Consider the following 23,792-nt stretch of genomic DNA (forward strand, 5'->3'; position numbering starts at 1 on the left):
GCTTCTAGCAACAGACCGAGTAAAAGTAAGCTAAAGATCTTGGCTTTTAGTTTAGTCTGTCTTCTTTCATCTAGACTTTAACTATCGGTATCACAATAGATTCCACCACTTTCGTGGGTCGCGGACTCTCACCGCCGGTCGGGATTTTCACCCTGCCATGAAGACAACAAACTTAATATTTAATTTTCAAATACCATCTTAATCTACGTCTTTTAATCTGTCAACTTCCTCATGGGATAATTCGCGAAAACTTCCGGAAATCAGAGAATCCAGGGTTAAAAAGGCATATCTTTCACGTGCTAATTTTTTAACCTGATGATGAACTGCCTTAAACATTCTTTTTACTTGATGATACTGCCCCTCATGAATAGTTAACTGTACTATTTGGCTGTTTTTTTTGCGGTCAGTTCTAATTACTTTAACTTTAGCCGGAGCACATCTATGACGATCAATTTTTACTCCGTGGGTAAGCTGACTGATTTCTGCAGGAGAAAGCACACCCGTAATTTTAGCAACATATACTTTGGCTACATTATTGCGTGGATGCATCAATAAATTTGCAAGCTCTCCGTCATTGGTCATCAAGAGTAAACCTGACGTGTCATAATCTAGTCTGCCAATTGGGTACAAGCGGTAGGGCAATTCTTTAAAGTAATCAACAACGGTTTTTCGGCCTTTGTCATCGCTGGCAGTCGATACCACACCACGCGGTTTATAAAAAAGGTATGTGTGCAAACTTTCCCGCTCAATTGGTTCACCATCGACGGTAATATTACTAAATGTATCTACCTTAGTACCTAATTTTGTAACTACATTACCATCAACTGTCACCCGCCCTGCGGTGATCATTTTTTCAGCCTTGCGTCGTGAAGCAATTCCAGCTTCAGCAATTACTTTTTGTAATCGTTCTAACACCATTATGATTCTCCTTTTTGAGTTTTAGCAATATTTTTATCTGCTTGACCCTTAGCCGCAAATAAATCGATTTCACCTTCGGCATTAACACTATCATCTTCAAAATCTTCAATTAGAGGCAAATCGGCTAAACTTTGATAACCAAAATACTGCAAAAAATAGTCAGTGGTCACGTATAAATTAGGGTGTCCCGGAGCCTCTTTTTTGCCATTTATCTTTACAAGACCCCGCCAAATTAATGTTTGTAAAGCACCAGATGAATTTACCCCTCTGATTTCATCAATTTCTATCCGAGTAATAGGCTGCTTATAAGCAACAATTGCTAATATTTCCAAAGCGGACTGACTAAGACTTTTAGTTAAATCTTTTTGAAAAAAGTTTTCAATTGTTTTGCTTACTTCCGGCCGGGTTGTTAATTTATAAGAATCGTTCAGCTGCTGTATTTGCAGACCTGAATCCGAATTTTGCTGTAATTTTTCCTGCAAGCTTTTAGTTAATTCGCGCAGTGCAGGCTTGCCAATTTGCAGCAGTTCACACAAATTAGTGCTTTCAATGCCATTATCACCGGCCACATACAATAGAGCCTCTAACTGGGCAATTTTAGTTATCATCGCTATCAATTCTTTCCAAGTTCAGATCGCCAAATGTTCTATTTTGTGTTACCCGCAATTCTTGCTTTTTACAAAGTTCAAGCAATGCTAAAAACAAACCAATAACATCAGATAAAGTTTTCATTTTTTGACAACATGCAAAAAAACTGACCTTTTTGCACTTTGCCAATTCGGTTTGCAAAAAAGTACTCATCTCTTTAACAGAGGTCTCTTTCACCTCAACCGAAACAATATCTGGCTGTCTGATCTTCATTCTTTGTAATACTAAAATAAACGTATTAGCCAATTCGGTGGAAGTAATTTGTCCTCGAGGTAACGGCTGAATCTTTTTACTATGGGGCACGCTTTCCTCTTTAGCAGCAGTAATGGGAACCTTTTCGTTACGCTTTTTAAAGTAAACCGAAATTTTTTTGAATATTGAATAGGTAATAAGCTGCTGTACGAGTTCATCCCTAGGATCTTCCTGTTCCTCATCATTTTCTATGAAATCATTTTGCGGCAGTAGTGATTGAGACTTTATGCGTAACAACAATGATGACATGACAAAGTATTCACCGGCAATTTTCAAATTAAGACTTTGCATTTGATGTAAATAGGCTAAATATTGGCTGGTAATTTGGGCTATCGGAATATCATAAATATCAATTTTCTGTACTTTAATTAAGTGCAGCAACAAATCTAAAGGGCCTTCAAAATTGGGTAATTCCAAAGTAAGATTAGCACTCATATTTTTGAGTCCTTTTTTAAATATTTAATCAGATCAATATATTCAGGAACAGCCGTAATTCTTTTTTGGGGATTACTTTGGGCCAGTTCTTGTACTGCCTTTGCTTCATATTTAGCTTTGCGAAAATCAGGAGCAAATGAAATGTAGCGAATGACAACAAATTGTTTATTCGCTTGCGTGCCAATCACACCAATAAAATTAGGATCCTTAGACCGATAAAGATATAGACAAAATTCAGCACTATTTTTATTTAATTGAATTTCATCCTTAAGATTTGCGAGATTTTTAAAATCCGGTAAATAGGATAACAAACCCATTGCTACTTTTTCCGTGTCATTTTTACATTCAATTAACATTTAATCACCTTAAATTCGGGGATGAGTTTTCTCGTATACTTGTATGATATGTTTCTGGGACAAATTGGTATAAATTTGTGTAGTACTAATATCCGAGTGTCCTAAAATTTCTTGAACCACACGCAAATCAGCCCCATTTTCAAGTAGGTGAGTAGCGAAGGTGTGTCTTAAAGTGTGAGGGGTAACGTTTTTCTGAATACCAGCCAACTTGCAGTAATGCTTGATAATTTGCCACACAGCTTGTCGAGTTAGAGAACCGCCGCGACTGTTCAGAAAAATAAAATCCGTGTTTTTTCCCACTTTCAATATCAAGGGATCACGTACTTTTTCTTTATAACTATCAATCCAGGACAAAGCAACTTTACTAATAGGAATCAACCGTTCTTTTGAGCCTTTACCAAAAACTTTGACTAATTTCAATTCTTCATGCAAGTCGGTAAATTTAAGGTTTATTAATTCGCTCACCCTTATTCCTGTTGCATACAACGTTTCAAGTAAAGCACGGTCTCGTAATCCCAGCTTCTTTTTTATATCAGGTTGCTTAAGTAAGTCAGTAACTTCGACTGTGGTTAAAGCAACTGGTAAAGGACGACGCTTTTTGGGTGAGTCTATTTCAAGCATAGGATTCAATTTTTGAATATTTTGTCTTACCAGCCACTGGTAAAACTTTCGCAGACTTGAAATTAAACGACTAATAGAACTTGTTGCCTTCTTTTGATCGCGTTGCTCAGCCAAAAAAGCATCAATATCAATCGCTTTAGTCGGCCAGGAAGTTAAATTTTCCTTTTGTAAAAAATCAATGAAAGAGCTTAAATCCTGCTTGTAAGCAGTGATTGTATTAGCACTTAATCCTCGCTCAATCTGACTAAATCTTAAATAGTCCTCAACTTGTTCTGTTAACTTATTCAACTTATTCATTTTTGTCTTCTTCGGGGTCGTTAAGTAATGAAATTGTTCCAGTAGTTTTATCTTCCACTATGTATTTTCCCTTCAACAAGTGTCCTAATGCTCGTTTAAAAGCTGATTTTGATATGCCAAAATAGTTTTTAATATCCTCTGCATCAGATTTATCATAAAAAGGTAATGTTTTATCTTTTTTTCTGCGCAAACTCATTAAAATCATCTGCGCGTCATCATCTATTTCTTCAAAAGATCGCGGCAGGCTGCTCAAATTTAAGCGGCCATACTGACTGACACCAACTACTCTACCCTTAAACTGTTCACCTAAACGTAGTGGACGAGCCATTTGTGAAGGATGAACAAAGCCTAAATAATATTCTTTAGTAATTACAAATGCTCCTACTTCACGGGCTGAATAGACAGTCCCAAAAACATCTTTATTATTCATACCGTCTGGAAAATGAGCTGCAAGTTGTTCAAAAATATTTTCATCCGCCATTTTTGCCCAAATACGATCTTTTTCATCAGTTTCAAGATGAACTAACAGTTGATCACCAACTTCAGGCCAGCGTTGTTTGTCATAAGGGAGATCATCCAAGGAAATCACTATATCTTTATCTGGCAAACCAATATCTACAAATACACCTAAGCTATACTTGACTTCAGTCACTTTGCTCCAAGCATACTGATCTTCTTGAGCAAAGGGTAGAAACTGGGTCATTTCCCGATTATGCTGTTTATTATCATACAGAAATCCTTTGATTTGATCCCCCAGTTCTGGCTTTTCTTCTTGAGTAATTTCCTTTCTTTTCAATTCGTAAGTCAAACCTTCGACTTGAACAAAAAAAGAATTTTCATTTTGATCTATTATTTTTCCAGTTGCAATAGTGCCTAGCATGATTATTCTCCTAAGTCTAGATATTGGATCTGATAATAAGTATATCATTTTAGCGGATTAAATTGATATCAGTCAAACCAAATTAACTAATGATTTTCATTTAATTTACCACGATCAAAGGCAAACAAAAATAGCCAGTACTGATTACTGGCTATTTTCACATTTTACTTTAATTAAAGATTTGAAACTTCACCTTGGTAAATAGCACCACGACGAGCATCAACAGTAATAGTAATACCACTGCCAATCTTTTCAGTAGCATCAGTAACACCAACCACAACTGGAATTCCTAATGATAACCCGACAACCGCAGCGTGTGAAGTCAATCCAGAAGCTTCAACAACTAAACCTGAAGCCTTCTTAATAGCTGGCATGTAATCAGGATCAGTAGTTCTGGCAACCATGATGTCGCCTTCTTTAACCTTGCTGATAGCTTCTTCAGCACTATTAACCACAACTGTCTTGCCAACAACTGAGCCGTTACCAACACCTAGACCTTGAGCTAATTTGCTACCAATGATTTGTAATTTCATTAAGTTGGTTGTACCTGAATCACCAACAGGAACACCAGCAACAATGATTACTAAATCACCATCTTTAACATAGCCTTGTTCCTTGGCAACATTAGCTGCTACTTCAAACATATCATCAGTCGAAGCTGGTTTGTCAGTAAGTAAAGGTTGAACGCCCCAAGAAATGCCAAGTGAGTGTTGGATCTTTTCGTCAAAAGTTAAGGCCAAAATATTGGCGTTTGGACGATATTTAGAAATCATTCTGGCAGTATAGCCTGAATTAGTTGCAGTAATAATGGTTTTAACACCTAATTCTTGGGCAGTCCGCACAACAGATTCACCAATAGCTTCAGTAACGTTTGAACCCTTGTATTCTTCAAATCTTTGCAGAGCCAAAGTATTACGCTTAAGAAGTTCTTGTTCAGTTCTTTCATCAATTTCAGCCATTGCTGAAACAGCTTTAACTGGGTACAAACCGTTAGCGGATTCACCAGAAAGCATAGTTGCATCAGTACCATCAAGAACTGCATTGGCAACATCTGATACTTCAGCACGAGTTGGACGAGGATTTTCTTGCATTGAGTCAAGCATTTGGGTAGCAGTAATAACTGGCTTACCAAGTGCGTTTGCTCTCTTGATTAAATCTTTTTGAACAAATGGGACATCAATAAATGGAATTTCAACACCCATGTCACCACGAGCAACCATTAAACCATCTGAAACTTGCAAGATTTCGTCAGCATTATCAATACCTTCTTGTGATTCAATCTTAGGATAAATCTTAACATAATCACAACCTGCATCTTCACACAGCTTACGGATATCAAGTATATCCTGCGCCTTACGTGCAAACGAAGCAAAGATAAAGTTAATGCCATGAGCTAAACCAAATTTGATGTCATCAGTATCTTTTTCAGTAATTCCTGGTAGGCGAATTTCAACTCCTGGTGCATTAACACCCTTTTTAGAACCGATAACACCAGTGTTTTGCGCTTCACAAACTAGCTCTTTCTTTTCTTCGTCTTTTTCTTTAATTAATAAGTCAACTAAACCATCATCAATTAAAACATGACCACCAACGTGGGTGTCACCATAAAGACCTTCGTAAGTAACATGGATCATGTCCTTGTTACCCGGCTTGGAATCATCCATCGATACACGAATTTGGTCTCCAGTATTAATGGTAAACTTGCCACCTTCTTGATCAGTGGTTCTAATCTCAGCACCTTTGGTGTCTAATGCGATACCAAGTACTAAGCCAGTTTCTTTTTCGACTTGACGAACCATTTTCATCCGTGACAGATGCTCAGCATGATCACCATGTGAAAAGTTGAAACGAAATACATTTACGCCTGACTTAGCCAAAGCTGTAATAGTTTCAATATCATTTGAAGCTGGCCCTAAGGTGCTAACAATTTTAGTTTTCTTCATTATTTAAAAATCTCCCCAAAATCGACTAATTATTTAGTCATTTCTTCATTAATATCAATTAACGACTCTTCGCTGGCATGTTTTTCATCAAATAAATCCAGAATATCGTGGGTTTCCAGTTGGCCATTCTCCATACCGACAGCTAAACCGCCTTTACCATCAAGAAGTAACTTAACTGCATAATTGCCCATTTTTGTAGCATTTATTCTATCCAAAACTGTAGGTGATCCGCCACGCTGCATATGACCAATAATATTGGCTCTGCAATCGAAATCGCCGTATTTTAAAAGCTCGGTTCTAAAATCAGCAGCATTCATGACACCTTCAGCCAAGATAATAATACCATTGTCTTTGCCGTCTTTGAAACCACGTTTTAATCTGTCCGCAATTTCTTTAATATCAAATTGCCGTTCTGGAACGACGATAGCATCCGCGCCGCTGGCTAAACCAACGCGCATAGCAATGTCACCACAATCTCGTCCCATTACATTCACAACAAAAACACGGTGATGACTGCTGGCAGTATCACGAATTCTGTCGATGGCTTGCATAGCAGTATTGCAGGCGGTATCAAGACCAATTGTATACTCAGTGTAAGGAATATCATTATCAATGGTACCTGGTAAACCAATAGAATTAATTCCCAAACGGGTTAATGCCAGCGCACCATGATATGAACCGTCACCGCCAATAACAATTACGGTATCTATGTCATGCTTTTTTAATTGCTCCACTCCCTTTTCTTGCACTTCTTTTTGTGCAAATTCTGGGTAACGGGCACTGTAGAGAAAAGTACCACCTGCATTAATCATGTGATCAATATTTTCAGCAGTTAAGGTTACAAAGTCACCAGCTACAAGCCCGGCAAAACCATAACGAATACCAACAACACCAAGTCCATGATGAATAGCGGTTTTAGTTACTGCCCTAACAGCCGCATTCATGCCCGGAGCGTCGCCACCGCTCGTTAAAATTCCAATTCGCTTCATGAATTCACCTCATCAAGATTTATTGTGTAATTTCTCACATCCATTAAATTTTAACATTCTTTCACGAAAAAATCTCACAAAAAAGGATTAAAATTCTTGATTTGACGGTCTTTTTTGATGTTAGCGGTAACATTAATTGTTTTGTTAACGCTTAACCCAAAAACCTACTCTTGTAAATTAACAACCTTTAAATTTGTTAGAATATATTGTTTTTTTCTCGAATCGAAACGATTATTCTGAACTCTAATGCCTAATAAATAAATATTACCCTCCTTTAAATTCGATTGAATTTTATCATAAACACCAGGAAAAATTACAATATCCTGCTTACTAGTCGTATCGGCAAAATTACCAAAAGCCATGGTTTGACCCTTTTTAGTTCTGACTAACTTTAATGACATCAATTTTCCTACAGCTATGCCGCTTTCATGAATTTGAAATTCACTTAGTGCTTTGGCATTAAACTTTTGCGCGTATTTTTCTACCGTTATTAACGGTGATGTTAACGTGGAAAAGCCTAAAGACTCTACCTCCATGACTGCTTTTTCCTGTTTACTTGGTTCAGGGGCAGCTTTGAGGGGTATACCTCCCAGACCTTCTGATAAAGCTAAATTCTCTCCTGTCAATTTCACATTTTCAATAGTTTCAGGGCAATTTTGCAATAATTCGTTACGATTTTTGTTTATCCGGTCAAAACAGCCTGCTTTAATTAAAGCCTCAATGACATTTGTAATACTGTTGGCTTTAATAAATTTAGTATCAATTTGCCGTAAAAAGCCTGCTAAAGAAGTAAATGGTTTTGTCTGGCGCTTAGCGATTATCTCTTTAAGAAAATCAATTCTAACACCCTTAATTGCTCTGAGACCAACTAAAATTTGACCATCAATTACCTGATACCATAAAGTGCTTTTATTAATGTCAGGTGGCAAAATTTTAACGCCGTCTTCTTGTGCACGCATTATATATTCGCTTGCTTTATTTTGATTTCCGATATTAGAATTAAGCATCGCCGCATAAAACTCAGCGGGATAATGAACCTGCAAATAAGCCAGCCAAAAAGCAATCATAGTATACGCAACAGCGTGAGAACGGTTAAAGCCATAATTAGCAAATTGTTCAATATAATCATATACCCGAGTGGCAACTTGAATGCTATGACCCTTTTTTACAGCACCAGAGATAAATTTAGATTTTTCCTGTGCAATAACTTTTTGGTCCTTCTTTGACATTGCCCTGCGTAAAATATCAGCTTCGCCTAAAGAAAAGCCTGCTAAAACCTGAGCAGTCTGCATAACCTGTTCCTGGTAGACTAAAATTCCATATGTTGGAGCCAGGATTGTCTTTAAACTGGGATCAGGATATGTGACTTTTTGTTTACCCTTTTTGCGAGCAATAAAAGTGTTAATATTCTGCATTGGACCTGGACGATAAAGTGCATTAACTGCTACCAGATCTTCAAAATTATCTGGGTGCAGTTCCCGAAGCACATTACGAATCCCAGCAGATTCAAATTGAAAAACTAGTTCTGTTTCGCCTTTTTGAAAAATATTTAAAGTTGCCGGATCGTCCAAAGGAATCTGATTAAAAGCGATTTTTTTACCTTGTTCACGCATCATTTTTACGGTATCACCGAGGATAGTCAAGTTTCTCAACCCTAAAAAGTCGATCTTTAACAAACCCAGAGCTTCCACGTATTTCTTAGTTTGCTGCGTTAAGGGTATCCCCAGTTGGCCTGCCTGTAAGCCCGCAATGGCAGCAATAGAATTATCACTGACAACTAAACCAGCAGCATGAATTGAGTAATGTCGTGGTAACCCCTCTAAGCCACTGGCAGTTTGAAAAAGCAGTTTGTTGGTATCACTAGCGTTTACCAGCATTTGCATTTTTTTAGATTCCTTATAGGCTTGAGCCAGACTAATTTTACCCTTTGCAAAAGGCACGCTTTTTGACCATTCACTCAATTGCATTTCCTGCAAGCCAAAAACCCGTCCGGTATCACGCAAAACCTGTTTGGCCGCTAATGTACCAAAAGTAAGAATTTGTGCCGCGTGATCCATACCATATTTGGTAAACATGTACTTAATGACATCGTCACGGCGATTGTCAGGAATATCTAAATCAATATCAGGCATTTCGTGGCGAGCTGGATTAAGAAAACGCTCAAAAAGCAAATGATATTCAAGTGGATCAACCTCTGTGATGTTAAGTGCATATGAAACTAAAGATCCACATGCCGATCCCCGGCCAGGACCCATCACAATATCAGTTCGATGACAATAGTTTACTACGTCCCAAACAATCAAAAAATAATCGTTAAAGCCCATTTGATCGATCACCTGCAACTCATAATTGAGCTGCTTTTGATAACTTGCAGGAACTTGGCGCTGCTTAAAACGACTCTTTAAGCCGTTCTCGGCCAAATACCTTAGGTAATCCTTTGAGCTTGTAAATTTTTTTTGCTTATATTTCGGTAAGACAGGCGTTTGAAAAATAACTTTAGCATTACATAAAGAGGCTATCTTTCCGGTATTACTTAATGCGTCATCCAAGTCTAATTCATGGTAGCGCTTACTTAATTCCTGAACGGCTGGTAAATAATGTGAACCTGACTGCTTTGCCAGTTCGGCAGTATCCTGTAACACCTCTCCTTTTTTAATGGCCTGCAAAGTTTTGCGTAAAAACTGGTCACGCGGTTTTAAGTAACAAGTATCTTCAACGCTAACTAATGGTACTTCAAATTGCTTTGACAAAGTTTTAACATATTGAATGTATTTTTTTTGCTTTTCATTGCCATAAACACCAATATAAAGAGAACTTGACTTAGGTACTAAACTGATTAATTGTCGCAAAAAATCTGTCCCTAATTTGTCATTTTGTACCTGCAAGTTCAACAACTCACTGTGAGAATTTGCCGGTTCTATCAAAATCAGTTCATGCAAATCCTTAGTCAAATCTGCTAAAGTTAAGATTTTTTGCTTATTGCCATTATCCGTCAAAAGGTTAATTCTACTTGATAAACGCAAAATATTACGGTAACCCTCATCAGATTTTGCCAGTGCTATCAGATCATATTGGTGAGCACTGTCAATTAAGCCGTTTAATCTTAATTGCATCCCTAAAAGTGGTTTAATACCAACTTTTTGAGCAACTTCAAAAAAGTTAACTAACCCGTATGTGACATTGACATCGGTCAATCCAACAGCTTCATAGCCTAATTTTTTGGCAGTAGTAACCAAATCATAAATTTTTACTGGACTTTCTAAAAGTGTGAAAGAACTAAGATTCTGTAATGCAGCATATTTCATTTTTCGGGTCACCCTCCATATAATTTAGTATACCAAAAAGCTATCTTTTGGATTGAAAACCTGCATAATATTTGTTAGAATTCAAGGGTATGAAAGAAGGAAACGCTATGGGTCGATATATTGTAACTATTTGCTGGAGCGTCGTTTACATGCTAATTGTAGGCTTTATTGCCGCTCCGTTAACCCAACATGTTTTTAATTTTGGCGAGGCTGCTATTGTAGGTTTAATCTTCGGCTTGCTATTTGCAGCAATTATTCCTACAATTACAGCACATTCTCATAAAGACAAGAGCAAATATTCTAAACTTAAGTAAGAAAAAAGTCATCAGCTTACCGCTGATGACTTTTTTCTTACTTAAAATGATAGTTATGTGTTACTTCGCTTTTAATTTGACCTTTAGTTAAGTATTCTTGAAACATTTCTATATAATCTTTATCCCAAATTTTTTCAATCTTATTAATACTGTATTCAGGATAAAAACCCCCACCCATAGCACGATAGTTGTTAACAGCTAAGCGATATGTTTTGTTTGCTAAAATTGCTCGTCCGTGTAATTCCAACTTTGTCAAACGTTCACCTTCTGGTTTTTTGATATCAGCTTCATAAACAAGCGGGTAAAACAAATCAAAATTAAAAAGTTGACTTTGATATTGCGGGGCAAAGCTAACCTGGCCATTGGGATCTTTAGTTAAAAATTTAAGTGAGTATTCAACAATATGGCGTAATTCTTTACCGGTTACTTTAACAACACACAATTGATTAGCAAAAGGATAATTTAACAAAATATCGCGCATTGAAACATTTTTGCCAAAGCCCTTGGCAGTTTCGCTCATTAATGCAGTTGCTGAAATATCTGCATGGGTAAAATAAAGCTGCATATTTTGCAGCAAATTGATAAAAGGTGAACCCTCAATTCTTGCCTGATTAGCATTTGCTACAGGTGCAGGATTATCTAAATGAGCGATTGGCTGATCAAGCCATTTTTGCGTCTTTTTGTCTAAAGCTAAGCTGACTGAATTAATTGCGTCAGCGGGCTTATAAGCACTTACATCAATTAATTCAGCTGACATTGATTTAATCTTCTTACTATGCTTGTCAATCTCCAGCACTATCTTGCCCAGAGCTTCTCCACGATAACCCGGCTGGACAAGCGCCGTTTTATTTATTACTGCACTCAGTTTGCGATGCTGATGCCCAGTTAACAATAGATCTATGGCGGGAATTTCTTGTAAAAGACGATAACCCTCATTCTCCCCTGTAGCTGGTTCCGTGTTAATTCCTGATTCAATATCAGCCTCGAAGCCGCCATGATAAAGGACAGCTAAAACATTAACTTTTGGCCTTAAAAATGGTATTAAATGCTTAACCTGTGCAAAAGCAGACATAAATTCCAAGTTTGCAACATGTTCTGCTGGTTCCCAAAAAGGTATTCTCTGCGTAGCAATTCCGATAATTCCCACCTTTATGCCATTTTTATTTATAATGATATAATCTTGACCAAAAGCCGGTCGACCAGTTTTTTTGGCTAAAATATTACTGTTTACAAAGGGCGCTTTGCTATATGAGAGATACTGTTTTAAATAATCCAAGCCAAAATTAAAATCATGATTACCCAAACAGCGCGCATCATAGTTAATTTGGTTATAGCACTCAGCAAACTTTTTTAATGCAGAGTTATTTTTACTTTCGTGAACATAGGCTGCTAAAGGTGAACCCTGCAGGCTGTCACCTGCATCCGTAACTATCACGTTTTCAGGTCCATATTTTCTTTTTTGCTCTTCTATTGCGCTTTTTAGCCGGCTAAGTCCGAAAGGAGCCGAATAGTCATTCTGGTTTTGATAGTCAGTAGGCATAATAAAACCATGAATATCGCTAGAATGTAAAATTACTAATTTCATTTCGTCTTTTTAATCTTTCTAATCAAACTAAGCAAATAAAAATCAGTATCTTTTTGCATAAAAAAAGACACCGCTTCTTGGTGCCTCTTAATTATTGATTGTCATTTGAGTTAGTTTGACTAACAACTTGACGACCCTTGTAATATCCTTTAGGTGAAACGCGGTGGCTTAAGCGATATTCACCAGTAGTTGCATCATAGTGCATTGCTGGCACAGTTAGCTTAATATGACCACGACGTGAACGTTTCTTTTGCTTAGAAGTATGTCTTTTAGGAACTGCCATTGAACTGATCTCCTTTTTTGTAGAATTACGATTTTAGGCTGCTTTTAGTCGCCCAAAATACTTCACGCTTGTTAATGATACTATTGTATCCCAAATAAATCAAGCTATATTAGTTATTCTTGTCTTGATTATGACCGTAAGAGCCCCAAAAATAACCAATCAAAACTCCGATTATAATCATTAATACTAAAATAATGATCAAAGGTAATTTCAGTTTGAACAAGCCAAAATTAATAGCCACATTATTAGTATTCAAAACAACGAATACCACTGCCAATAACGTTAAAATTAAGGTAAAAATAAGTTTAATTTGACTAGTTTTACTTTTCATAATCCGCACTACTTTCTAGAAGCAAACTTAAGTGACAGCCTATCACCAATCTTGGGAAACAAGTTATATAATTTCGCTAAAACAGCCAGACTGACAGGTAAATTTAGTTCCCGTTTATTACTGCCGAAGAAATGAACTACTTGCCAAGCAACATCATCCGGATCCAGCATGAATTTTTGGACGTTGTCGGCATAATGGCCGCTAGTATCTGCAATATTGAAAAAATTCGTGTAAACAGGGCCAGGATTGACCGTCATCACCTTAACACCAAATGGTTTTAGCTCCAACCGCAATACATTGGAGAACTGAATAACTGCCGCTTTTGACGCGCTGTAGGCTGCCGATTTCACAGTAGGAATTTTGCCGGCAATCGAACCAATATTAATGATTTGACCAGCTTTTTGTTCCATCATTAGGCGGCCCACTAAACGACTAAAATACATTAATCCTAAAACGTTAACTTGAAACATCGCAGTAACTTCGCGACGATCAGATTCCACAAAGTTTTCAAATTTGCCAAAGCCAGCACAATTGACTAAATAATCAATATGCTTAGTTAGTTTAATAATTTTAGTAAAAGCAGTATCAATTTGATCACTTTGACTCATATCCGTTGCTATTGTATAAGAAGCAGCTCCCGACAATTCATGGGCTTCAGAAGCCACTTTTTCCAGTTTGGCTTTATTTCTGGCGATTAGAATAACTGTTGCACCTCTACCAGCACTTTCGAGCGCAATAGAGTGACCTATCCCACTGGAAGCGCCAGTAATTACCACTACTTTATTTCTAAGAGAATCACTCATTTTTTTCCCCTTTCATAGGAATTACAATCCGATCAAAATCGTTAGCCAATTTAGTGTTTGAAAAAACTTTTTGTGCCTGATTTTCCAATTTTTTGGCCTTAGCACCCAAATACCTGGCAGAAATATGATTTAAATATAAATATTTAACATTATTATCACGTGCAATCTTTGCTGCTTCAACGGCTGTAGAATGATAGTACGAATGAGCTAAATTAGTTTCATTACCCGCAAAAGTTGATTCATGTACCAAAACATCCGCATTTTGTGCCAACTGGGCTATTGCAGGAGTTGAGCGCGTATCATAAATAATAGTAACTATTCTGCCCTTTTTATCAGGTCCCAAAAAGTTCTTACCATCTAATATAGTACCATTTTCTAGAGTTATTTCTTCCCCATTTTTAAGTTTACCAAGTAACGGACCATTAGGTACATTATATTGCGCTAATTTATCCATTAAAAGTTCTCCCGGTTTATCATCTTCAACTACACGATAGCCAAAACTAGGTATTCGGTGGGCTAATTTTTCTGTATAAACTCTAAAACCTTTTCCTTGATAGATTAACCCACCTTCGTCCAAAACGACAAATTTGATCGGATAACTAATTTTTGTACGAGAAATTTTTAAAGCCGTCCGTACAAATTGTTCTAAGCCGGCAGGACCATAAATGGTAATTGGTCCCACGTCACCTTGAAAAGATCTCGTTGCCAGTAATCCCGGTAGCCCAAAAATATGATCACCATGATTGTGGGAAATAAATATTTTGGTGACTTTACGCAACCTAATATTGGTTCGTAAAATTTGGTGTTGTGTTGCTTCACCCACATCAAATAACCAAATCTCATTGATCTCATCAAGCATTTTCAAAGCAATACTTGATACATTACGTTTCTTTGAAGGTTGTCCTGCTCCAGTTCCTAAAAATTGTAACTCCATCTTATTCCTATCTAATACTTAGCTTTTTCAACTATTTTTTTAACAATTAAGACGCTATAATGCTTCGATCCTAATGGCGTAGGGTGTGTTCTATCTTCATAAAACCAGTCAGGATGCTTTTCTGCATCAGCGTGCCAATCAATTACTACAAAATTATGATACTTTTTGGCAGCTTTGGCTAATAAGCCGTTAACCTCATTTTGCCAGGGTTTAGCCGGCACATAGGTATTAATCCAAAATACTTGTCGTTTATTTCCTAGTTGTTTCATCAAATCATCTATATCGGACATTTTGAAAGGGCCATTAGTTCCTAAGCCGATTAAGACATTTTTACTTAAAACTTTTTTATTTTGATATTGTTTTAATAAGCCGAAGGAAACATTCAGCTGCCGGGAAATTGCGGCATCAATCACAGCTTTAGGCAGCAGACGATTTAAGTCTGCACTCGAACCCGCCATGACAGAATCACCAATTGCAGTTAATTCTACCTTTCGTGCCAACTGTAACTCCGTTTGTGAAATACCAAATTTTGTAAAAGACTTATTAACGGGATGCTTTTTTGCAGCTCGCTCAGCTTCTTTTAATAGTTTAGCTTTTTTTTGCTCTTTAGGCCTAATTTTTTTATATTGTGCTATTAACTCATTATTATCTCTTTTTTGTTGTTTGCGATTAGCTCTAATTCTGCGCGCTAATTGACTTTGATTAAAGTTTTGCGCTTTAACTGCTGGTGAAATCAAAATTGCAGTACTCCCTGTAAGAAAAATTAAACCTGCCAGTACCGCTTTTGCTTTCATTAGATAATTTTTAGTGTTTTTATCCCAAATTTGTTGCCAGTATTTTTTAACTTTTTGCCCTGAAATTTTTCCACAAGGCTTTTCTACCAGCCTGTACGCAGCTTCACTTAAAAAAATGATTAGAACAAGCTCAATTAGATGGTAAAGTTGCACGTGATCGGCCATGTCAAAAACTTTATCTTCAAAGAATATCATTACGGGAAATTGGTAAAGATAAATTTCATAGCTTCGAGATCCAATCCAGTTAAAAATTGGATTAGTTAACCACCTGTTCCAGCGACTTGCCGGATGAGCAATTATACCGACAAGTACAGTTACGAGCAGCGTAAACAAAAGCATTCCCCCGCAATATGTAAAGGGCTTTTCAGCAGCCATTAACGGATTAAACAGCAAAGCGATTATACCAACGAGACAAATCATACCAATGATATCCAAAATAATTGAATCATTATGCTTTATAGTAGGTTTTAACTTGTCCATTGGCCAAATAACTGCTAAAGCCGCCCCTAAGCCCAAAGAAAAAAATCTAGTGTCGGTGCCATAATATATGCGATTGATGTCGGCGCCAGAGTTGTACAATACCGTCATTTCAACTGCAGAAAGTAAAGTGAAAAACAAAATAATTTTAAAAATGTTTTTTCTCTTTTTACCGTACTTCACTAATAAAAAAATAACTAGCGGCCATAATATGTAAAACTGACCGTTAATGGACATTGTCCATAAATGAACAAAAGGTGATTCATTAGCTGCAAAACGTTCAAAATAACTTTGTCCGTTTAAAATCTGCCAAAAATTATAAACATTGAGTAAATTAGTCACGACTATTTGACTTAACTTGGCCAATAAATTGCGTTGAAACAGAATTATATATGCCGCAGATAGCCATAATACCGCAATTAATGGCGGATAAATCTTTTTTAATCTGCTCAAGTAAAACTTTTTAGCATCGTAAAAGCCACTTTCCTCATATGACTTAAGCATCTGACAGGTAACTAAATATCCTGATAGTACGAAAAAAATCGGTACACCAAGATAGCCGCCTGCAAAAGTATTAGGGTCGAGGTGATAAAGTATCACACCGATTACCGCTAAAGCCCTAAGTCCAGAATATCCTGTAATGTATCGATTTTTTGCCATATTTTTCAAAACTTTTCTATTTTATTGGACAAATTCAAAATTGAATGAGCCAATGATTACATCATCGCCGTCAACGGCTCCTTTTTCACGCAGAGCATCATCTACTCCTAGATTTTTAAGCTTTCTAGCTAATCTCATGACACCATCCTGGTAATCGAGATTGGTTCGAGCTACTAGTCTTTCCAGACTCTCACCTTTAATTTCAAAAACATGGTCTTCCAGTTTTGTGACTGTAAAAGTGTTCTTTTGCTGTGTTTGATACTTATATTCTTTTACAACTTGCTGAGATTGTGGTTCCTGCTTTTGCTGCTCTTTTTCTACCTGCTCTATTAGTGATGCTGTATCCTGCATTAACTGATCAACGCCTTGATGTGTCACACTGGAAACAGCATATACAGGTTTTTTAATTTGTTGATCTTCTAAGTCGTGTTTAAATTGCTGCAACTTTTCAGCGGAACCTGGAAGATCCATCTGAGTAGCTACGATAATCTCGCGCCTGTTTTTAAGACTTTGATCATATTCAAGTAGTTCTTGCCTAACAGTCTGGTAGTCTTTGATTGCATCTCGCCCATTGTTAGGATCCATACTTACTAAGTGCAAAATTACTTTTGTTCTCTCAATATGACGCAAAAACTGTAGACCGAGCCCGACTCCCTGACTGGCTCCTGCAATTAAGCCGGGTAAATCAGCCATTGAAAAATCTCGGCCATCAGGTAAAATTACCATACCCAAATTTGGTGTTAGGGTGGTAAAAGCATACGCTGCAATCTTCGGCTTAGCCTTAGTTACGACTGATAATAATGTTGACTTACCAACTGAGGGAAAGCCCACCAGTCCGACATCAGCCAAAACTTTCAATTCCAGGCGTAAAACACGGTCTTCTCCCGGTTCCCCATTCTCTGCAATTTCGGGCGCAGTATTGACACTCGTTGCAAAGTGAATGTTGCCGCGACCACCACGGCCACCGCGGGCTACAACTAATTCTTGTTTATTCTTAGTTAAATCACCAATTTCTTCATTAGTGTTGAAATCATAAACAGTCGTTCCAATTGGCACTTTTAAGTATAAGTCCTTAGCTCCGCGACCATATTGGGACTTAATACGACCATTTTCACCATTTTCTGCTTTAAACTTACGGCGATAGCGAAAATCCATTAATGTTCTAAGGCCACTATCGGCAACAAAAATAATGCTTCCGCCGCGGCCACCATCGCCGCCGGCAGGGCCACCATTCGGCACATATTTTTCATGGCGGAAAGCGACCATGCCGTCTCCGCCTTTACCAGCTTGGACTTCAATCTTAGTTTGATCGACAAATGTAGGCATATAGAATCTCCTTCCGTCTTTCTTAACTACATTACTATACCACACTATTATGTTTAATATCACTTGTTATAAGGTTAACTTAACTGTTTGCGCCTGAGGCAAAGTTAAACCAGCAGAACGTAACTCGTCAATAGAAGCTTCCTTAATCTTCTTTAGAGAGCCAAATTGTCTTAAAAGCTTATTTCTACTTTTTGGACCTATTCCTTTGATCGCATCTAGTTTACTGGACAAAGCATTTTTAGCATGTGTTCTTCGGTGAAAAGTGATTGCAAATCTATGTACTTCATCTTGAATTCTAGTCATTAAATAAAAGCCTTGAGATTTAGGATCTAAAGGAATTAGTTTCAAGGGTATACCATTAATAGGATCGCCATAAAGTAAATGATTAGTCCTGTGCTTGTTATCCTTTACCATACCGGCAACAGGAATATTAAGATTTAATTCATTGCGTAAAATATCCTCACAAGCATCTACTTGGATTTGGCCACCATCCATCAAAATCAAATCTGGCATGGGTTTATGTTCTTTAAGTAGTCTGCTGTATCTTCTGCGCACCACTTCACGAGTGTTGCGCACTTCATCGCCACCATTTTGGTGTTCTACTTCACCTTTTAGTTTATATTTGCGATAGGAATTTTTATCAGGTTCACCGTCTTTAAAGACAACTAGAGCAGAAACAGGGTCGGCTCCCTGAATATGCGAATGGTCAAAGCTTTCAATCACGTGACCATATGGCAGTCCTAAAGAATCGAAAATTTCTTTTTGTGCGCCTTTAGTTTTCCTATTGCCCAGCTCTAAGAGACGAAACTTTTCATCTAATTTAAGTTTGGCGTTATCCTTAGCCATATTTAACAAAGACCGTTTTTGCCCTCTCTTAGGCGTTCTGACCGGTACATGCAAAACTTCACTTAGGGCTTCATTATCAATTTTAGCAGGTACTAAAACTTCTTTAGGTACGATTCTGTTTCTTTGCCCGTAAAATTGAACAATAAATGAGGAAAATGTATCTTCGGGGTCATTAGTATCGGTCAAAGGATACATTCTGGTTTCACTTCTAAGCAACTTTGCCTGCCTTAAAAAGAAAATTTGAATAGCTATCCATGATTTATCAACGTAGAAATTGAAAATATCACGTTGAGTATTATCGTGAGAAATAATTTTCTGCTTCTCAACTGTTTCTTCAATGTAATTAAGTTGATCACGAATTTCGGCAGCACGCTCAAATTCAAGATTTTTGGATGCAACAGCCATTTTTTGGTTAAGGTCTTTTTTAACCCAGCCAATATCACCGTTTAAAAAGCTTTTGATCTTTTTTATTTGTGCCTCATAAACAGACTTTGGTACTGTTTTAAAACAAGCACCTAAACATTGTCCCATATGATAGTACAGGCAAGGTCTTCCCTGTTTGCCATGACAGCGCCTTAAAGGGAAAACTTTTTGAATAAACTTAAGAGTTGCCTGTGCAGCGTAGACATTTGGATACGGTCCGAAATAATAGCCTCCGTCTTTTCTAATAATACTAGTTAATTTGGTCTGGGGATCCCGCTCGTTAGTAATCTCAATATAGGGATAACCAGTACCTTGCTTTAACTGCACATTATAATACGGTTGGTATTTTTTAATTAAAGTTACTTCAAGTAGAAAGGCTTCTTTATCGGTTGAAACGGTGATAATATCATAATCGCGAATATTTTCGACCAGTTCTGCCCTTCTGCCAACTTGGGTACTCTTAAAATATGACCGTACACGGCTTCTAAGATTTTTCGACTTACCGACATATATTACCTTACCGTTAACATCTTTCATTAAGTAACAGCCTGGTTTAGCCGGCAAAAGTTTTAATTTGTTTTCAATTAACTGAGTTGCCAAAAAATCACTCCCCCAAATTCGCTATCATATTTTAACATACAATTCGTAATTTGAAATTTGCTTTTGCTTAACGAATCAGATTAAGTAAAGGATGAAAATATTTTACATAAAATTAATTATTTCAAGTTAATTAAAACCTGTTTTTCTAGCTTGTTAATTCTATTTTTAATATAATAAAAATAGAAAGGAAAATTATTATGGGTTTAACTTTTAAAAAACAAGATGAATTAGAAAAATTATTTGATAAATTTGCTACTGTTCCTGAAGATAAAAAGAAAAAAATATCTAAAAACAATCAGAAAGTCAAAGATAATAAATAAAAATGGTTCTACAACGAGAACCATTTTTTCTTACAAATTTACAGATTTTCTTCTATCCATTGCCATACTTCTTTTACATGCAACTTTTGAACAGAACTAAAAGTAATTACACTTACATTGTCATAATTTAAGTTTATCTTTTGTTTTAAAGTATTAATAACTTGATTTTGCTGATTTTTCTTGACCTTATCAATTTTGGTACAGATTATCAAAATAGGTAAATTCAGATAAAGTGCATAATTATACATGGCCACATCATTTTTGGTAGGTTCATGCCGTGAGTCCATTAAGATAATTAGCCCTTGCAAGTTTGCTCGCGTTTCAAGGTAATCCTGAATCATAGTTCCAAACTGCTGTCGCTTTTTTTGCGAAACTTTAGCATAACCATAACCGGGTACATCAACTAAGTAAAATTCTTGGTTTACCAAATAAAAATTTAGTGTTTGAGTTTTCCCAGGCTGTGCTGATGTTCTTGCTAAGTTTTTGCGACTCAGCAGTGTATTTATTAAGCTGGATTTACCTACATTTGAACGACCGGAAAGCGCGATTTCAGGCAAATTATCTGTTGGATACTGGTCTTCACGCACGGCACTAATCGCATACGAGCTATTTTTAATGATCATTGGCTGCCTTAATTTCTTCTCCGTCGTCTTGTTCATCATTTGAGCGACGAGTTACTACCGGTTCAGCACTATCTTCTATCACTTCTTTTGTAACTCTGACACTCTCAATATCAGGCTCACTCGGTGTTTGATACATAATACCCATCATTGCATTTTCTATAATGGTTCTTAAACCACGAGCCCCCATATTGCGTTCAATTGCCAAATCTGCAATAGCGTTCAAAGCACTTGGTGTAAACTCCAAGTTAACTTGATCAAGTGATAGCAACTTTTTATATTGTTTTACCAAAGCATTCTTTGGTTCGGTTAAAATTCTTACCAGATCGTTTCTGTCAAGTTTATCAAGTGTTGCGATAATCGGAATACGTCCAATAAACTCTGGAATCAGGCCAAATTTGACGAGATCTCCGGTTGTCAAATGTTTCATCCAAGAATCATCTTGCACCTTATTAAGTTCTTTTTCGGCACTGAAACCGATTATTTTTTTGCCCAGACGACTTTTAACGATTTGCTCAATACCGTCAAAAGCTCCACCAACAATAAATAAAATATTAGTAGTATTTATCTGAATTAACTCTTGTTGGGGATGTTTACGCCCGCCCTGAGGGGGAACAGAAGCAACAGTTCCTTCCAAAATCTTCAGTAAAGACTGTTGAACGCCTTCACCTGAAACATCTCTTGTAATTGAAACATTCTCAGATTTTTTGGAAATCTTATCAATTTCATCAATATAAACGATGCCACGTTCTGCACGTTCAATATCGTAATCGGCATTTTGCAAAAGCTTAAGCAAAATATTTTCGACATCTTCACCGACATAACCGGCTTCTGTTAAGGTCGTTGCATCAGCAATCGCAAAAGGCACATCCAAAATTCGTGCCAAAGTTTGTGCCAAATAAGTTTTGCCAGAACCAGTTGGTCCTATTAAAGCAATATTCGATTTTTGCAATTCTGTTGAAGAGTCAACATCCATTTGAGTAATCCGTTTATAATGATTATAAACGGCTACTGAAAGAATCTTTTTGGCACGTTCTTGGCCAATAACATATTGGTCAAGCTGCTTTTTGATTTCCATTGGTTTAGGTAAATCTTGTGCTTTTTTCAAAGAATCAGATTTTAGTTCATCATCAATTATTCTTTTAGACAGATCAACACATTCGTTACAAATATAAACCCCGTTACCCGCAATCATCTTTTTAACTTGATCTTGTGTTTTGTCACAAAAGGAACATCTTATTTCCTCTTGATCAGTAAATTGTGATGCCATTCTTTTCCTCCTAATATCTACAAGTCCTAGATTAGCATAAATTGCGCTATGTATATGAATTATTTGCTTGGAGAAAAATAAAAAGGCAGTTTGACACCACCTTTTTACCTAGATATTAAAATCCTATTTTTCGTCAGACTTTTTTTCATCTTTTTTTGTTTTGGATTTAGCAACTTGCTTTGCGCTGTCAGCAACAATTTTAATAGCCTTACGAACATTGATATCATGTGAAAGCATATCATCAGTCAAAGTATTGCGCACAGTTTTTTCATCCATGTTGTATTCGGCTGCCAGGTCCTTAATTTCCTTGTCAATTTCTTCTTGTGAAGCTTTAATATCTTCTTTTTTGACAATAGCTTCAAGGACAAGGTTAGTTTTAACCCTTTCTTCAGCATCTTTACTGAATTGTGAACGCAATTGTGCTTCTGTCGTATTAGTTATCTTGTAATATGTTTCAGGGCTGATGCCTTGGCGCTGCATATTGCCTAAATATTGATTCATTTGCGTGTCGATATCTTCTTGAATCATAGCATCCGGAATCTTATCGATAGTAGCATTAGCAACTGCACCTTCAATAGCAGCTTGTTCGATTTCGTCTCTTGCAGCCTCTTCTTTTTGAGACTTTAAGTCCTTCTTGATTTTTTCTTTTAAATCATCAAGAGTATCAACTGAATCGTCTACATCTTTAGCAAATTCGTCATCTAGCTTAGGCAATTGCTTAGTTTTAACTTCATGAATCTTAGTAGCAAAATGAGCTTCTTTACCAGCTAAGTCTTTTGCACCATAGTCTTCAGGAAATGTGACAACAACATCAACTTCGTCACCGGCCTTATGACCGACCAATTGATCTTCAAAGCCTGGTATAAAAGTATTTGAACCTAAACTAAGTGAATAATCATCAGCTGAGCCGCCTTCAAATGCCTTACCATCAACTGTTCCCTTATAATCAATAGTAACAGTATCTCCGTTAGCAGCTGCGCTCTTCTTCAATACTAATTCAGCGTTCTTTTCACGCTCTTCTTTTAATTTGGCATCAACATCTTTAGCATATACACGAGTGTTTTGTTTTGGAACTTCAACTCCCTTGTATTCACCCAATTTTACTTCTGGCTCAATAGTAACAGTGGCTTTCATTTGCCAATCTTGACCTTTTTCCATTGAAACCGGCAAAATTTGGGGTTGACCTACAGCAGCAATACCAGCTTCTTTAACCGCTGCAGAATAAGCATTTGGCAGCACAATGTTTAATGCATTTTCATATAAAGATTCCTCACCGTAATATTGATCAAAGATCACACGAGAAACATGTCCCTTTCTAAAGCCGGGAACACGCAGGCTACCCTTTACCCTTTTAAAGGCTTGATCTAGCCCACGCTTTACATCAGCTTGGGGAATATCAAAAGTAAGTTCACCGGTAGTTTTATCGGTTTTATTCCATTTTACAGACATTAATTAAATACCTCCAATGTCAAGTTAAATTGCATCGTTACATACTAAATTATCTTACATTAAACGCTCGCAAAAAACAAACTTAGGCAAAAAAAGATGTACTTCTATGAAGA

General features: G+C 36.9%; 22 protein-coding genes and 1 riboswitch. Of the genes, 2 read left to right on the forward strand and 20 right to left on the reverse strand.

Annotation, left to right across the window (positions count from 1 at the left end; genetic code table 11):
• Positions 1–54: 54 nt before the first annotated feature.
• A riboswitch (FMN riboswitch) is annotated at positions 55–169 on the reverse strand.
• Between the two features lie 29 nt (positions 170–198).
• The 9 genes from ACFQ32_RS02145 to ACFQ32_RS02185 form a co-directional block, all read right to left on the reverse strand.
• Complete coding sequence (locus ACFQ32_RS02145) at positions 199–915, reverse strand: pseudouridine synthase (RefSeq protein WP_046325201.1); 717 nt, start codon at positions 913–915, stop codon at positions 199–201.
• A 2-nt stretch (positions 916–917) separates the two neighbouring features.
• Entirely contained in the window at positions 918–1,526 is a 609-nt protein-coding gene (gene scpB, locus ACFQ32_RS02150) for an SMC-Scp complex subunit ScpB (protein WP_046324796.1), read from the reverse strand.
• Positions 1,516–2,253 carry a segregation and condensation protein A gene (locus tag ACFQ32_RS02155; RefSeq protein ID WP_046324795.1) on the reverse strand — a complete coding sequence of 246 codons (738 nt, stop codon included), beginning with the start codon at positions 2,251–2,253 and terminating at the stop codon, positions 1,516–1,518. Before ACFQ32_RS02155 ends, scpB begins: the two co-directional genes overlap by 11 nt.
• Positions 2,250–2,609, reverse strand: a complete 360-nt coding sequence (locus ACFQ32_RS02160; protein ID WP_046324794.1) for a hypothetical protein — start codon at positions 2,607–2,609, stop codon at positions 2,250–2,252. The genes ACFQ32_RS02155 and ACFQ32_RS02160 overlap by 4 nt, the downstream gene beginning before the upstream one ends.
• A gap of 9 nt (positions 2,610–2,618) precedes the next feature.
• Positions 2,619–3,527 (reverse strand): site-specific tyrosine recombinase XerD, encoded by a 909-nt coding sequence (gene xerD / locus ACFQ32_RS02165; RefSeq protein ID WP_046324793.1) that lies wholly within the window; start codon positions 3,525–3,527, stop codon positions 2,619–2,621.
• On the reverse strand, positions 3,520–4,407 hold the full coding sequence (locus ACFQ32_RS02170) for a CvfB family protein (RefSeq protein ID WP_046324792.1): 888 nt from the start codon (positions 4,405–4,407) through the stop codon (positions 3,520–3,522). Before ACFQ32_RS02170 ends, xerD begins: the two co-directional genes overlap by 8 nt.
• Before the next feature lie 173 nt (positions 4,408–4,580).
• Entirely contained in the window at positions 4,581–6,350 is a 1,770-nt protein-coding gene (gene pyk, locus ACFQ32_RS02175) for a pyruvate kinase (protein WP_046324791.1), read from the reverse strand.
• Positions 6,351–6,379: 29 nt separating this feature from the next.
• A complete protein-coding gene (pfkA, locus tag ACFQ32_RS02180) occupies positions 6,380–7,339 on the reverse strand; it encodes a 6-phosphofructokinase (protein WP_046324790.1) in 960 nt (319 codons plus the stop codon).
• A 164-nt stretch (positions 7,340–7,503) separates the two neighbouring features.
• Positions 7,504–10,644 carry a DNA polymerase III subunit alpha gene (locus tag ACFQ32_RS02185; protein ID WP_046324789.1) on the reverse strand — a complete coding sequence of 1,047 codons (3,141 nt, stop codon included), beginning with the start codon at positions 10,642–10,644 and terminating at the stop codon, positions 7,504–7,506.
• A gap of 107 nt (positions 10,645–10,751) precedes the next feature.
• Between ACFQ32_RS02185 and ACFQ32_RS02190 the strand changes: the two genes are divergently transcribed.
• Entirely contained in the window at positions 10,752–10,958 is a 207-nt protein-coding gene (locus ACFQ32_RS02190; RefSeq protein ID WP_046324788.1) for a YjzD family protein, read from the forward strand.
• Positions 10,959–10,995: 37 nt separating this feature from the next.
• On the opposite strand, the gene ACFQ32_RS02195 is transcribed toward ACFQ32_RS02190, so the two are convergent.
• The 8 genes from ACFQ32_RS02195 to uvrC all read right to left on the reverse strand — a co-directional run bounded on the left by ACFQ32_RS02195 (position 10,996) and on the right by uvrC (position 20,020).
• Positions 10,996–12,543: a bifunctional metallophosphatase/5'-nucleotidase gene (locus tag ACFQ32_RS02195; protein ID WP_046324787.1), complete on the reverse strand. Its 1,548-nt coding sequence runs from the start codon at positions 12,541–12,543 to the stop codon at positions 10,996–10,998.
• A 91-nt stretch (positions 12,544–12,634) separates the two neighbouring features.
• Entirely contained in the window at positions 12,635–12,826 is a 192-nt protein-coding gene (gene rpmF / locus ACFQ32_RS02200; protein WP_034979275.1) for a 50S ribosomal protein L32, read from the reverse strand.
• 109 nt (positions 12,827–12,935) lie between these two features.
• Entirely contained in the window at positions 12,936–13,157 is a 222-nt protein-coding gene (locus tag ACFQ32_RS02205) for a lipopolysaccharide assembly protein LapA domain-containing protein (protein WP_046324786.1), read from the reverse strand.
• Positions 13,158–13,165: 8 nt separating this feature from the next.
• Positions 13,166–13,960 (reverse strand): SDR family NAD(P)-dependent oxidoreductase, encoded by a 795-nt coding sequence (locus tag ACFQ32_RS02210; protein ID WP_046324785.1) that lies wholly within the window; start codon positions 13,958–13,960, stop codon positions 13,166–13,168.
• Entirely contained in the window at positions 13,953–14,894 is a 942-nt protein-coding gene (rnz, locus tag ACFQ32_RS02215) for a ribonuclease Z (RefSeq protein WP_046324784.1), read from the reverse strand. Before rnz ends, ACFQ32_RS02210 begins: the two co-directional genes overlap by 8 nt.
• Positions 14,895–14,905: 11 nt before the next feature.
• Positions 14,906–16,825 (reverse strand): acyltransferase family protein, encoded by a 1,920-nt coding sequence (locus tag ACFQ32_RS02220; protein ID WP_046324783.1) that lies wholly within the window; start codon positions 16,823–16,825, stop codon positions 14,906–14,908.
• 21 nt (positions 16,826–16,846) lie between these two features.
• Positions 16,847–18,151, reverse strand: coding sequence for a GTPase ObgE (gene obgE, locus ACFQ32_RS02225; protein WP_046324782.1), 1,305 nt, complete (start codon positions 18,149–18,151; stop codon positions 16,847–16,849).
• A 66-nt stretch (positions 18,152–18,217) separates the two neighbouring features.
• Entirely contained in the window at positions 18,218–20,020 is a 1,803-nt protein-coding gene (uvrC, locus tag ACFQ32_RS02230; protein ID WP_046324781.1) for an excinuclease ABC subunit UvrC, read from the reverse strand.
• A gap of 197 nt (positions 20,021–20,217) precedes the next feature.
• Here uvrC and ACFQ32_RS02235 point away from each other — a divergent pair, with 197 nt between their 5' ends.
• Positions 20,218–20,340, forward strand: a complete 123-nt coding sequence (locus ACFQ32_RS02235) for an SPJ_0845 family protein (RefSeq protein WP_255409580.1) — start codon at positions 20,218–20,220, stop codon at positions 20,338–20,340.
• A gap of 38 nt (positions 20,341–20,378) precedes the next feature.
• Here the strand turns inward: ACFQ32_RS02235 and yihA are convergent, their stop codons facing one another.
• The 3 genes from yihA to tig form a co-directional block, all read right to left on the reverse strand.
• The gene (yihA, locus tag ACFQ32_RS02240; RefSeq protein WP_046324780.1) at positions 20,379–20,963 is read right to left on the reverse strand and encodes a ribosome biogenesis GTP-binding protein YihA/YsxC; all 585 of its coding nucleotides are present in this window, start codon (positions 20,961–20,963) and stop codon (positions 20,379–20,381) included.
• Positions 20,953–22,230 (reverse strand): ATP-dependent Clp protease ATP-binding subunit ClpX, encoded by a 1,278-nt coding sequence (gene clpX / locus ACFQ32_RS02245; protein WP_046324779.1) that lies wholly within the window; start codon positions 22,228–22,230, stop codon positions 20,953–20,955. Before clpX ends, yihA begins: the two co-directional genes overlap by 11 nt.
• A gap of 123 nt (positions 22,231–22,353) precedes the next feature.
• Positions 22,354–23,679: a trigger factor gene (gene tig, locus ACFQ32_RS02250; protein ID WP_046324778.1), complete on the reverse strand. Its 1,326-nt coding sequence runs from the start codon at positions 23,677–23,679 to the stop codon at positions 22,354–22,356.
• Positions 23,680–23,792: the final 113 nt, after the last annotated feature.

The organism is Lactobacillus melliventris (assembly GCF_042679465.1).
Classification (GTDB): domain Bacteria; phylum Bacillota; class Bacilli; order Lactobacillales; family Lactobacillaceae; genus Lactobacillus; species Lactobacillus melliventris.

Excerpts from the sequence above, each read along its gene's own strand:
- scpB (WP_046324796.1), bottom strand. The coding sequence starts at position 1,526 with ATGATAACTAAAATTGCCCAGTTAGAGGCTCTATTGTATGTGGCCGGT.
- ACFQ32_RS02155 (WP_046324795.1), bottom strand. The coding sequence starts at position 2,253 with ATGAGTGCTAATCTTACTTTGGAATTACCCAATTTTGAAGGCCCTTTA.
- ACFQ32_RS02160 (WP_046324794.1), bottom strand. The coding sequence starts at position 2,609 with ATGTTAATTGAATGTAAAAATGACACGGAAAAAGTAGCAATGGGTTTG.
- xerD (WP_046324793.1), bottom strand. The coding sequence starts at position 3,527 with ATGAATAAGTTGAATAAGTTAACAGAACAAGTTGAGGACTATTTAAGA.
- ACFQ32_RS02170 (WP_046324792.1), bottom strand. The coding sequence starts at position 4,407 with ATGCTAGGCACTATTGCAACTGGAAAAATAATAGATCAAAATGAAAAT.
- pyk (WP_046324791.1), bottom strand. The coding sequence starts at position 6,350 with ATGAAGAAAACTAAAATTGTTAGCACCTTAGGGCCAGCTTCAAATGAT.
- pfkA (WP_046324790.1), bottom strand. The coding sequence starts at position 7,339 with ATGAAGCGAATTGGAATTTTAACGAGCGGTGGCGACGCTCCGGGCATG.
- ACFQ32_RS02185 (WP_046324789.1), bottom strand. The coding sequence starts at position 10,644 with ATGAAATATGCTGCATTACAGAATCTTAGTTCTTTCACACTTTTAGAA.
- ACFQ32_RS02190 (WP_046324788.1), top strand. The coding sequence starts at position 10,752 with ATGGGTCGATATATTGTAACTATTTGCTGGAGCGTCGTTTACATGCTA.
- ACFQ32_RS02195 (WP_046324787.1), bottom strand. The coding sequence starts at position 12,543 with ATGAAATTAGTAATTTTACATTCTAGCGATATTCATGGTTTTATTATG.
- rpmF (WP_034979275.1), bottom strand. The coding sequence starts at position 12,826 with ATGGCAGTTCCTAAAAGACATACTTCTAAGCAAAAGAAACGTTCACGT.
- ACFQ32_RS02205 (WP_046324786.1), bottom strand. The coding sequence starts at position 13,157 with ATGAAAAGTAAAACTAGTCAAATTAAACTTATTTTTACCTTAATTTTA.
- ACFQ32_RS02210 (WP_046324785.1), bottom strand. The coding sequence starts at position 13,960 with ATGAGTGATTCTCTTAGAAATAAAGTAGTGGTAATTACTGGCGCTTCC.
- rnz (WP_046324784.1), bottom strand. The coding sequence starts at position 14,894 with ATGGAGTTACAATTTTTAGGAACTGGAGCAGGACAACCTTCAAAGAAA.
- ACFQ32_RS02220 (WP_046324783.1), bottom strand. The coding sequence starts at position 16,825 with ATGGCAAAAAATCGATACATTACAGGATATTCTGGACTTAGGGCTTTA.
- obgE (WP_046324782.1), bottom strand. The coding sequence starts at position 18,151 with ATGCCTACATTTGTCGATCAAACTAAGATTGAAGTCCAAGCTGGTAAA.
- ACFQ32_RS02235 (WP_255409580.1), top strand. The coding sequence starts at position 20,218 with ATGGGTTTAACTTTTAAAAAACAAGATGAATTAGAAAAATTATTTGAT.
- yihA (WP_046324780.1), bottom strand. The coding sequence starts at position 20,963 with ATGATCATTAAAAATAGCTCGTATGCGATTAGTGCCGTGCGTGAAGAC.
- clpX (WP_046324779.1), bottom strand. The coding sequence starts at position 22,230 with ATGGCATCACAATTTACTGATCAAGAGGAAATAAGATGTTCCTTTTGT.
- tig (WP_046324778.1), bottom strand. The coding sequence starts at position 23,679 with ATGTCTGTAAAATGGAATAAAACCGATAAAACTACCGGTGAACTTACT.